The sequence below is a fragment of the Duganella sp. CF458 genome (genome assembly GCF_900113115.1).
Classification (GTDB): Bacteria; Pseudomonadota; Gammaproteobacteria; order Burkholderiales; family Burkholderiaceae_D; genus Rugamonas.
Genome location: NZ_FOOF01000007.1, coordinates 38,652 through 50,299 on the forward strand (window position 1 = coordinate 38,652; position 11,648 = coordinate 50,299).

Below are 11,648 nucleotides of genomic sequence, written 5' to 3' on the forward strand. Positions count from 1 at the left end.
TCACTTCACCTTCGGGTCGAGCGCGTCGCGCAATGCGTCGGCAAACAGCGAGAAGGCCGTCACCAGCAAGGCCATGGCGCTGGCGGCCGCGGCGAGCTGCCACCATTTGCCCAGGATCAGCTCATTCTGCGCCTCGTTCAGCATCGAACCCCAGCTCACCACGCCGACCGGCACGCCGAAGCCGAGGAAGGACAGGATCACTTCGGCCTTGATGAAGCCAACCACCAGGATCGACAGCTGCACCAGCGCCACGTGACTGACGTTCGGGAAAATGTGACTGAACATCTTGCGCCAGGCCGAGGCGCCAATGGCGTCGGCCGCCATCACGTATTCACGCGCCTTGTGCTTGATGTACTCGGCCCGGATCAGGCGGTAAGGTCCGGTCCAACCGGTCAGGCCCAGGATCATGACGATCGTCAGCACGCCCTTCTGCTGCAATACCGCCGCCACGGTCAGGATCATCAGGATCGACGGAATCGCGGTGAACACGTTGTAGAACCAGTTGAAGAAGTCATCCACCATGCCGCCGTAAAAGCCGGAGAACGCACCGAACAGCGTGCCGAGGCCGACCGCCAGCGTAGCCGCCGCCAGCCCGACCACGATGGAGGTCTCGCCGCCCTTGATGGTCTTACGGACGATGTCGTGGCCCCATTTGTCGGCGCCGAACAGCAGGCTTGGCGCCCGCCCGGCTGCCGGTTCGGCAACGGCCTTGCCCAAGCTGGCGCGCAGCTCGCGCAAGTCTTCGGCCAATGGATCGAATTCGTTGGCGGGAGGCACAGCGTTGGCGACACCTGGCGCGGCTGGCGTCGCCAGCGTGGCGTGCGGCGCGACAAACGCCGGCGGCGCGTAGTTCACTGCGACCTCTTCTTCCCAGTCAGCGGCGACCAGACCGGTAGCGGAAGCCGCGAGCAAGAACAGGAAGACAGCCACCACGGCCAGCGCCGTCATGGCCACACGGTCCGCTCGCAAGCGGCGCCAAGCCAAGGTCCACAAGCCGGCGGAATCATGAAATGCGTGCATGTGCGGTCCTTACTTGAGCTGTACACGCGGATCGACAGCCTGGTACAGCAAATCGGTCAGCAAGTTGAACACCATGGTGGCCACCGCAACGTAGACGGTAATCGCCTTGATGACCGGGAAATCGGATCGCTCCACCGCCAGGATCACCTCGCGCCCGATGCCGGGGATGCCGAAGAAGCGCTCCAGCAGGAAGGCGCCGATCAGCATCGCCGGCAGGCTCGCCATCACATGGGTAATGATCGGGATCGCCGCATTGCGCAACACGTGCACCCACATCACGCGCCGCTCGGGCAGGCCCTTGGCGCGCGCCGTGCGCACATAGTCCTGCCCCACCTCGTCCAGCACGAAGCTGCGGTACAGGCGCAAGGTCGGCGCCAGCGAAACGGCCAGGCCAATCAGGATAGGCAGCGCCGCAAAGCGCAGGTTCTCCAGCAAGCCGGCCCCCCAACCCTGCACCGGGAACAGGCCGGCCCGGTATGCCAGCCAATACTGGAACACGATGATGTAGACCAGGATGGAAATCGACATGCCTATCGTGCAAGCCACCATCACCGCACGGTCGGTCAGCGTGCCGCGCACAAAAGCCACCGCCAACGCCAGCGCTATGCCAAGCACGGTCTCGAGCAAGGTCAGCGGCACCAGCACGGTCAGCGAGGGCCCCAGGCGGGACGTGATGATGTCCGCTACCGGCTCCCCCGTGGCCCAGCTCTGGCCAAAGTCGAAAGTCGCAACCTGCTTCAGGAAAATGCCTAACTGGACATACCAAGGCTGGTCCACGCCGAGCTGGCGGCGAATATTGTCAATGCTGGCAGCATCGGACATTTTGCCTGCCAGGATGAACGCGGGGTCGCCGCCGACCCAGTTAAACAGCAGGAATACCAGTAACACCACACCCAGCAAAGTCGGCGCCATCTGCCCGGTGCGGCGTATGAAATATGAAATCATTCCTGGCAAGAAACTTTTAAGTGATTCACGTAGCAACGTTTCATAAATGAGACGGATCTTCGGAAAAGTGTATCGTCCGCCAATTTCTAATTGACGCAATGTTAGCCGAACTGCTCTCATCTTTCCCGAAAGGAATCATCGGGATGGTTCCTTCCAATGGGAGCGCGAAAGCAGTAGTCAATAGCTGTAGCTCGTCTTTTTATGCCAAATTATTGGAGATAGCAACATGATGGAAAAAATTATGGCCCGTTCCGTACGGCTGGTGTGCGCCGGCGGCATGCTCGCCACCATGGCCGCACCGGCCTTTGCCCAGGAAGCCCCGGCGCCGATGCAGCGTGTGGAAGTGACCGGTTCGAGCATCAAGCGGGCGTCCCAGGAAACGGCGTCGCCCATCCAGGTCATCAGCAAGGAAGACCTGATGAAGTCCGGCAAATCCACCGTGGCCGAATACCTGCAGACCCTGACCGTTGACGGCGCAGGCTCGCTGCCGACCGGCTTCGGCAACGGCTTCGCCGCTGGCTCCACTGCCATTTCCCTGCGCGGCCTGGGTGCGACGTCGACCCTGGTATTGCTGAACGGGCGCCGCATGGCACCGTTTGCGCGTGCCGACGATGGCCAGAAGAGCTTCACCGACCTGTCCACGGTACCGATGCAGATCGTCGAACGCATTGAAATCCTGAAAGACGGCGCTTCCTCCACCTATGGCGCAGACGCGATCGCCGGCGTGGTCAACATCATCCTGCGCAAAGACTTCGAGGGCCTGCAGCTCAAAGGCGATACCGGCTGGTCACGCTACCAGGACGGCAAGCAGAACAAGGCTTCCATCACCTACGGCCTGGGCAACCTGGACGACAACAAGTTCAACTGGGTCGTCAATGCCGAGTTCTTCGATTCCGACCGCCTCAAGAACAGCGACCGCAAGGAGCGCGCCCACATCGGCAAGGGCGATCTGCGCCCGTACGGCTTCCCGGTCGGTACCCAGTTCGCAGGCGGCTATATCGCCGGCAACAACAACGCTTCGGCAGGCCCTGCCGGCGCGATTCGCAACCCGGCCACCCTGGATTACGTCGGCCTGCCTGGCTGCTCCACGCTGAGCGCGACCCAGGACCAGACCGGTGCCAACGGCGGCTGCCTGTGGCACCAGGATCAGTTCCGCGACATGCAGCCGGAGATCGAATCGGTCAACCTGTACACCCGCGGCACCTGGCAAGTGAACGACAACACCCAGGTGTATGCCGAAGTCGGCTACTCGAAGCGCGATACCGCCTTCACCCTGACCCCGCCATCGATCACCCCGACCGTGGCTTTCCCGCCGAACGCCGCCAACCCGCTGGGCTTTGTCAACTACGGTGCGCTGGCACTGATGGGCGCCAACCACCCGCAAAATCCATATGGCGTCGCAACCCGCGTGCGCTACACCGCATTCGACATCGGCCCAAGCACCCGCTCGGCCAACAACGAATTCAACCGCTTCGTGTTGGGCGTCAAGGGTTCGTTCGCAGGCTGGGATTACGACGCTGGCCTGACGCACTCCAAGTCCAAGCTGCACCTGGACTACAGCAATATGTTGAACCTGAACGTGCTGCGTACGGCGATGAGCGACCCGACCAAGTACGGCTGGTATTACATTGGCACCGAGGCCAGCAAGAACTCGGCGGCCCTGTACTCTGCCCTGGTCACCAGCGCCACCTCGGATTCGACCACCAAGCTGGACGTGGTCGACTTCCACGCGTCGCGTGAACTGTTCGCCCTGCCAGGCGGCAACCTGGGCCTGGCAGTCGGCGCCGAACACCGCCGCGAAAAGCTGGAGAATCCATCGCTGACCGGCTCCATCGACGGCTCGATCAATTCTTCCTACGTGGCAGCCTTTGGCGACAACAAGGTATCGGCAGTCTTCGCCGAACTGGCCGCACCGGTACTGAAAGGCCTGGAATTGAGCGCGGCCGTACGTTATGACAAGTACGACAGCTTCAACTCCACCACGCCTAAAGCCGGCTTCAAGTGGACCCCGGTCAAGTCCTTCGCCCTGCGCGGTACGTACACCGAAGGCTTCCGCGCTCCCGGCCCAGCGGAAGGTTCGCCACTGTCGCAATCGACTGGCACCTCGACTGTGCGCGACCCGATCCGTTGCCCGGGCGGCACCCCGGCAGCCGGCGGCGCTACCGCCACCGATTGCGCGATCCCCGTTGCAGCCGTCAAAGTAGGCAGCGCCGCCCTGAAGCCTGAGACCTCCAAAGGTTCCACCCTGGGTATCGTGTGGGATCCGTTCGACGGCACCAGCCTGGCGTTGGATGCGTGGAAGATCAAGCGTTCCGACGAGATCAACCCGCTGCCATACAACGAAGCCGCTGCCCTGCCGACCGCCATCCGTAACGACAACAACCTGGTCGTCAACGGCGTAGCAATCCCTGGCACCGGCACCCTGGTACTGACCCAGGCGCCATACCGCAACTCCAGCTTCACCGAAGTGAGCGGCATTGACCTGGACATCAAGCAGCGCATCCGCCTGGGCGAGTACGGCCGCGCAACCGTGGGCTTCGTCTGGACCCACACCGCATCCTGGAAGCGTCACGAGTCCGCCACCACCGTCTACCAGTTCAACGGTACCCACGGCAACTGCGATACCTCGAATTGCGCCGGTACGCCTAAGAACAAGATGAACCTGAATGCATCGTGGGACTATCGCGACTTGAACGTTGCCGGTATCGTCAATTACCGCGACAGCATGGACAATGTCCTGTTCGCTGGCGACCTGTGCGCCTCCAAGCTGGCCAACGGCCAGCCAGGCACCAACGGTTGCAAGATCGCATCGTTCACCACGCTGGACCTGTCGGCGCGCTACAACGTGAACAAGCAGTTCACGGTGTTCGCTTCGATCAACAACGTGACCGACAAGATCGCTCCGCTGGACCCGCTGACCTACGGTGGCATGAGCTATAACCCGATGGACGCTTCCGGCGCGATTGGCCGTTACTTCAAGCTGGGCGCCCAGTACAAGTTCTTCTAAGCCGCCTGGCTGGGAGCACTCCAAAACGGCACTTCGGTGCCGTTTTTTTTCGCCCTAGCGGGTTTTTTCTCCAGTTGTGTACACAAGTCGATTGTTTCCAAACAGTTACAAAGCGAACCATACACTTCCAAACGACCTTCATTTCACCCCACATAATTCCTTCAAAATTCAGCAACTTCCATCATCGCGACTTCTTCTTCCCTTTGCATCAAGAATTATCCGCCAACCATGTTGTTGTGCTTTCGTAACATCTTGTGACGATTTGTTTCAAAAAGATTGCAAGCTTAGAACACTTGCAAGAAAGTACGAACAGCCTATCGCTAGGTTTGCGCAAGTGCAAAGAACCGTCCAACTTCGGGGAGAACCAAGAATTATGATGAAAGAGAACAGCCTGTCATATGCAATTCGCCTGGCTTGCGCCGGCGGCTTGCTGGCAGCCGGCGCCTGCGCCCCGGCCTTCGCCCAGCAAAATGAAGCTGCCATGCAGCGCGTCGAAATCACCGGCTCGTCGCTGCGCCGCACAGCCAACGAAACTGCGCTGCCGGTCACCGTGCTGAGCCGGGCCGACATCGACAAGAGCGGGGTCCAGACCACGGAAGAACTGCTGGGCCAGATCAATTCGGTCTCCTCGGCCGGCGGCCAGGTCAACGGCGGCCAATCCGGGCTGACCACCTACGGCAAGTCCGCCGTTTCACTGCGCGGGCTGGGTTCCGACAAAACCCTGGTCCTGGTCAACGGCCGCCGCCTGGCCAACTTCGCCGGCGGCGCATCGTCCGGCGCCGACGTCAACGTCAATGCCATTCCGCTGTCGGCCATTGAACGCGTGGAAGTGCTGCAGGACGGCGCTTCCGGCGTGTACGGTTCCGACGCCATTGCCGGTGTCGTCAACTTCATCTTGCGCAAGGAATTCAAGGGCATCGAGATCAGCGGCCTGCACGGCCGTCCCACCCGCAGCGGCGGCGGCGCGCGCCAGAATAAACTGGGCCTGGTGGCCGGCTTCGGCGACTATGAGGCCGACCGCTTCTCGGTAGTGGTGTCGGGTGCCATCGAGCGCGAGGGCAACCTGCTCGGCGCACAACGCGACTTCGCCAATTCCGATACCCACCTGCCCTACTTCGAGGGCGGCGCGACCGAAACCGGCCGCATCGAAGGCACCTGGGATTTCCCTGGCGGCGCCACCGAATTCGATGCCGGCACCAACGCCCGTTCCGCCACCAATCCTTACGGCGTTTCGGGCACCGGCTACGGCAACCCCATGGCGGCCCAGGGCAAATGCGGCGACATCGGCATGATCGCGCGCAGCGGCAAAGGCTTCAGCGCCGGCGCCCCGGACGACACCCAGACCACGCCCAACTGCACCTTCGACACCGGTCCTTTCGTGTCGCTGGTACCTAATCGCAAATTCAAAGGCGGCACCACGCTGCTGCGCTTCAAGCTCAATGACCAGAACGAGATGTACGCCTCGGGCCTGTACTCGAAGAACGAGTTCGTCAACCCGATCCAGCCGGCGCCTTTGCGCCAGGCGTTTTATGCCGGCAATACCCTGTTCACCGGCAGCGGCGTCGACCCGGTCCTGCTGATCTATCCGTCCAATCCGAACTACCAGATCGCCGCCAACTACCTGAATTCGGTCGGCCTGGGCGCCATGGTCGGCCATCCGCTGGCGGTCTCGCAGCGTACTTTCCTGCTGGGCCAACGCACCACCCGCGATATCGCCAAGCAGCAGCAGATCATCCTGGGCGGCAAGGGCACCGTCGGCAACTTGAACTATGACGTAGCCTACATCCACAACATCTCCAAGACCGAAGGCAATGTGATCGATGGTTTTGCCTCGATCTTCGGCTTGTCCAAGGTCTTGAACGACCCGGCCGTGCACTGGAATCCATGGGCGCCGCTCGGCCAGCAGTCGCCCGAAGTGGCCAAGCTGATCGCCGGCACCAAGTACGCCGGCCCGACCATCGCCGCCAAGTCGCGCAATGAAGGCATCGACGCCAAAGTGGACGGCACCGTAATGACCTTGCCGGCTGGCGACGTCGCCCTGGCGGTCGGCCTGCAGGCGCGCGACGAATCGTTCGACCTGCTTCCGGCACCGGCCACCCTGACCGGCGACGTGATCGGCCTGGGCGGCGCCATCACCGAAGTGCACGCCAAGCGTTCGGTGTGGGCCCTGTTCGCGGAAACCGAAGTGCCGCTGGCCAAGGGCCTGAGCGGCAACCTGGCCGTGCGCCGCGACAGCTACAGCGACTTCGGCAAGACCACCAATTACAAGGCCAGCATGCGCTACCAGCCGATGGAAAGCGTGCTGGCCCGTGCCTCGGTCGGCACCGGTTTCCGCGCGCCTTCGCTGACGGCCCTGTATGCGCCGCAGCAGGTGAATACTTCGGAACAGTTCACCGATCCGAAATTCCCCAACAACGGCCAGATCCAGGTCACCTCGATCAGCGGCGGCAATCCAGAGTTGAAGCCGGAAGAGTCCGACCAGTACAGCATCGGCATCGTACTGGCGCCGACCAAATCGTTCACCGCCTCGTTCGACTTCTATAGCATCAAGGTCGACGGCCTGATCGCCGCCCCATCGGCACAGCAGATCGTCTCCGGCTACCGCCGCGGCGCCGCCGGTTTCGAGCAGCTGGTGGAAGTGCTGCCCGGCGGCGAGATCTCCAAGGTCTACCAGTTCAACGCCAACGTGAACTCGGTCAAGACCCAGGGCGTCGACATCGACCTGCGCTACAAGGAAAACCTGTTGGGCGGCAAATTCATGGCCAACCTGAACGGGACCTGGGTCAGGAAGTACGACCTGGTCAATACCGACGGCGAGATCGAAGATAGCGTCGGCACCATCGTGCGCCCCGACGGTTCCCCGCTGGTGGCATCGCCGACCGGTGTGATCCTGAAATGGAAGCACAACTTGTCGGTCGGCTACCAGAGCGGCCCATGGACCGCCACCCTGACCCAGCGCTATTACAAGGGTTATCGCGACGCCAACGACCTGGACGGCAACGCCCACCACGTCAAGGGCCAGGCGCTGTACGACCTGGTCGGCTCCTGGGCCGGCTGGCGCAGCATCAAGCTGTCGCTGGGCGTGCGCAACCTGTTCGACAAAAATCCTCCGCTGTTCATCCACAACGGTTCGCAGTTCCAGTCGGGCTACGACGTCTACCAATACGACCCGCGCGGCCGCTTCGTCTACGTCAACGCCAGCTACAAGTTCTGATCGTTTCGTTTCTGCACTACTCCCGCCCCCGCCCAGCGCAAGCTGGCGGGGTTTTTTGATTGTGGCTTAATGTTTCGTTTGTTTCACTTATCAAATATACATTGCTAAAGCTGTTCACCGGTGGTTTGATGACGCTCCCATTATTTCATTACTGAGACGTTTATCAATGATCATCGAGAAAGCCCTGTCGCGCACCCTGCGCGTGATGTTCGCCGGTAGCCTGGCCATCGGCAGCGCCGCCGCCTTTGCCCAGGAAGCAGCCCCGGAAGCGCCGATGCAGCGCGTCGAAATTACCGGTTCCAGCATCAAGCGCATTGCTGCCGAATCGTCGCTGCCGGTGCAGTCGTTCAGCCAGAAAGACATCAAGAAGTCCGGCGTCTCCACCGTGACCGACTTCATCCAGCAATTGCCTGCCATGCAGGGCTTCTCCGTCGCAGCGGACTCCGTCGGTGGTGGCGGCGGCGGCGTGACCACCGCCTCCATCCACGACATCGGTGCTGCCTACACCCTGGTGCTGCTGAACGGCCGCCGCGTCGCTCCGGCCAACTCCGGCACCACCATCGACCTGAACTCGATCCCGCTGTCGGCCATCGAGCGCGTTGAAGTGTTGACCGACGGCGCCTCCGCGCTGTACGGCGCCGACGCCATTGCCGGCGTGGTCAATTTCATCCTGAAAAAAGGCGCCACCGACTGGGAAATCAATGCCAAGTACTCGCGTCCCGAGCAAAGCGGCGGCGCCAGCAACGCCATCTCCCTGAGCAAGGGCTTCGGCGACATCGATGAAGACGGCTACAGCGTGTTCTTCTCGGTCAGCCACGATGAGCAAAAACAGCTCAAGGCGTCCCAGCGCAGCTTCGCCCGCACCGGTATCATCAACTTCACCGACCCGGCCAACGGCAAGCAACTGCAGTTCATCAACGGTTCCTCGCGTTCACTGCCGGCCAATGCGGGCGTGACGTATGACTCCAACGAGATCGACCCGAGCACCGGCCGGCCGGTGGAAAAGACCGTCAACCTGAACCCGTACGCCCTGGCCCACGGCGGCAAGTGCGCCGCGGTCAACGCCGACTTCTACGGCGACGGCAACTGCTACTTCGACAGCGCATCGACCATCGAGATCAACCCGGAATCGCAACGCGACGCCCTGTTCTCGTCCGGTAGCGTGAAGCTGGGCAACACCGGCTTCAGGGGCTTCTATGACCTGGCCTACACCGAAGCGAAGATCGTTGCCTCGATCGCGCCCTACCCGGCCGACTTCTCGATCGCCAAAGGCTCGGCCCTGTACAACAAGTACATCCAGCCTCACCTGACCGCCGAACAGGATGCCGGCGCCACCTCCGTGGTGGCCAAGTACCGCCTGTACGAAATGGGCAACCGCAGCTATGACTACGGTACCAAGGCCACCCACCTGGTGGCGGGCGTGGACGGCGCGATCGCCGGCTGGGACGTCAATTCGGCCCTGACCTATTCGAAGAACAAGCAGACCCAGAAATACGTGGGCGGCTTCCCGCTGGCCGACAAGTTCCAGGCCGCGATCGATGCCGGCAGCATCGATCCATTCGCCTACGGCCTGGGCGAAATGCCGCCAGCCATGCGCGACACCCTGCTGGGCACCGGCTTCACCGGCACTTACAACACCCAGACCGTGGAAATGAAGGGCTGGGATGCCCGCGCCTCGCGTGAAGCGTTCACGCTGCCGGGTGGCGCGGCCCAGGTCGGCGTTGGCGTCGACTACCGCAACACCTCGTTCAAGGTCAACCAGGCTGACGTGGCGAAGAATGCCCGGATCCTGTTCGACAACCCACAGGTGGACAGCGCCTACGAGCGCGACAACTTCGGCGCCTACAGCGAGTTGGTCATGCCGGTCAGCAAGGCGCTGGAATTGACCGGCTCCGCCCGTTACGACCAGATCGGCGCGATCGACAACAACCTGACCGGCCAGAAGGTCGGCAGCAAGGAAAATGCCGCCACCTGGAAACTGAGCGCCAAGTACACCGCCGCCAAGAACCTGCTGTTCCGTGCCGCGGCCGGCAGCGGCTTCCGCGCTGCCTCGATGCAGGAAATCGCCGGCCCGCTGGAGGACTGGGGCGTCACCGGCGGCAACTACCAGTGCCCGCTGACCGGCACCAGCCACCCGCTGGCCTCCTATTGCAACGGCGTGGTGCGCCAGCAGTTCGAAGCTTTCCAGGGCGGCAACCCGGAACTGAAGCCTGAGAAGTCCAAGCAGTGGAGCATCGGCACCGTGTTCGAGCCGACCAATGCGCTGTCGATGTCGTTCGACCTGTGGAACGTGGAAATCCGCGACCAGGTCACTTCCGTCTCCGAAGGCCTGATCTTCAATGACCCGGCCAAGTATGCCAAGCTGTTCACCACCAAGCACATCGGCTCGACCGGCAAGGACGTGCTGGCAATCAAGCTGCTGCCGATCAATATCGGCAAGGTTGAGAACCGCGGCGTCGACTATGACTTCACCCACAAAACCAAGCTGTTCAACGGCAAGCTGACCAGCCGCCTGGCCGGCACCTGGCTGCTGCGCTCGCGCTACACCACGCCGGGCACCGACGACCAGTGGGAGTCGAGCCTGAACCGCTACGGGTCGAACGACAAAGTCAGCTTCCGCCACGTGGTGCGCGCTTCGACCAGCTTCGAGCAAGCGCAATGGACCCATTCCCTGAGCGCCAGCTACCGCAACGGCTATACCGACAAGGCACAGACCGCGGATGACTGTGCCGTGATCGTGGCGGGCCAGCCGGGAGAATGCTATGGCATCACCCTGCAAGTGCCGAGCTATACCACCTTCGACTTCCAGACCGCTTACCGCCCGGTCAAGAACCTGGAAATCACCGGTGGCGTCATCAACCTGTTCGACCGCGAACCACCATTTACCCTGCGTAATACCGGTTCACACCAGGTCGGTTACAACCCCTCCTACTCTTCGGCACTCGGCCGCCAATTTTATGTGAGCGCTTCTTACAAGTTCTAAGTAAGTTCAGTTCACCACTCCCAGCCCCGCCCGCGCAAGCCGGCGGGGATTTTCTTCATTTCTTTCCAGAAGGTATTAAATTAACTTTTTTAAAATTTTTGTAGCAAAATCGGCACACTTCACATCTGACTAAAAAACTGCAACGAGGCAAGTTTCCATGGCTAATCTTTTGACGAAAAATCGGGCTTTTCCTCGCTAAATCGCTAAAGTTCACGCATTTTGTCAACTTCCAAATACGAACAAACGCGGTCGTTTGGAAAGTTGTATGGACCACTTTCAAACGACTTTCGATTGACATCCTTTCCCAATGAATGATTTGATAAGCGCGGACGAAAAGCAGTCACAAAGTTGCACTGCTTCCCGTCAAACAAAAATTAAGGGTCGGCGACGACCTTAAACGGTTTGTAATTCTTGGGAGTAACAAAGATATGTTGAAGGAAACCATCCTGTCTCGCTCGGTTCGTGTAATTTGCGCAGGT

5 protein-coding genes are annotated in these 11,648 nt (G+C 61.2%); 3 read left to right on the top strand and 2 right to left on the bottom strand.

What is annotated here, in order from left to right:
- Together BM269_RS12175 and BM269_RS12180 are read right to left on the bottom strand one after the other, a co-directional pair.
- Positions 1-1,020 carry an ABC transporter permease gene (locus BM269_RS12175; RefSeq protein ID WP_090437293.1) on the bottom strand — a complete coding sequence of 340 codons (1,020 nt, stop codon included), beginning with the start codon at positions 1,018-1,020 and terminating at the stop codon, positions 1-3.
- A gap of 9 nt (positions 1,021-1,029) precedes the next feature.
- On the bottom strand, positions 1,030-1,965 hold the full coding sequence (locus tag BM269_RS12180) for an ABC transporter permease (RefSeq protein ID WP_090437294.1): 936 nt from the start codon (positions 1,963-1,965) through the stop codon (positions 1,030-1,032).
- A 226-nt stretch (positions 1,966-2,191) separates the two neighbouring features.
- Between BM269_RS12180 and BM269_RS12185 the strand changes: the two genes are divergently transcribed.
- The 3 genes from BM269_RS12185 (at position 2,192) to BM269_RS12195 (ending at position 11,169) form a co-directional block, all read left to right on the top strand.
- Positions 2,192-4,972, top strand: coding sequence for a TonB-dependent receptor (locus BM269_RS12185; RefSeq protein WP_229204619.1), 2,781 nt, complete (start codon positions 2,192-2,194; stop codon positions 4,970-4,972).
- 373 nt (positions 4,973-5,345) lie between these two features.
- Complete coding sequence (locus BM269_RS12190) at positions 5,346-8,186, top strand: TonB-dependent receptor (RefSeq protein WP_090437295.1); 2,841 nt, start codon at positions 5,346-5,348, stop codon at positions 8,184-8,186.
- 166 nt (positions 8,187-8,352) lie between these two features.
- A complete protein-coding gene (locus BM269_RS12195; RefSeq protein ID WP_090437296.1) occupies positions 8,353-11,169 on the top strand; it encodes a TonB-dependent receptor in 2,817 nt (938 codons plus the stop codon).
- The last annotated feature ends 479 nt before the right edge of the window (positions 11,170-11,648 follow it).

Bases quoted from the DNA above. Each gene is read 5' to 3' on its own strand.
- BM269_RS12190 (WP_090437295.1), top strand. From the start codon at position 5,346: ATGATGAAAGAGAACAGCCTGTCATATGCAATTCGCCTGGCTTGCGCC.
- BM269_RS12175 (WP_090437293.1), bottom strand. From the start codon at position 1,020: ATGCACGCATTTCATGATTCCGCCGGCTTGTGGACCTTGGCTTGGCGC.
- BM269_RS12185 (WP_229204619.1), top strand. From the start codon at position 2,192: ATGATGGAAAAAATTATGGCCCGTTCCGTACGGCTGGTGTGCGCCGGC.
- BM269_RS12195 (WP_090437296.1), top strand. From the start codon at position 8,353: ATGATCATCGAGAAAGCCCTGTCGCGCACCCTGCGCGTGATGTTCGCC.
- BM269_RS12180 (WP_090437294.1), bottom strand. From the start codon at position 1,965: ATGATTTCATATTTCATACGCCGCACCGGGCAGATGGCGCCGACTTTG.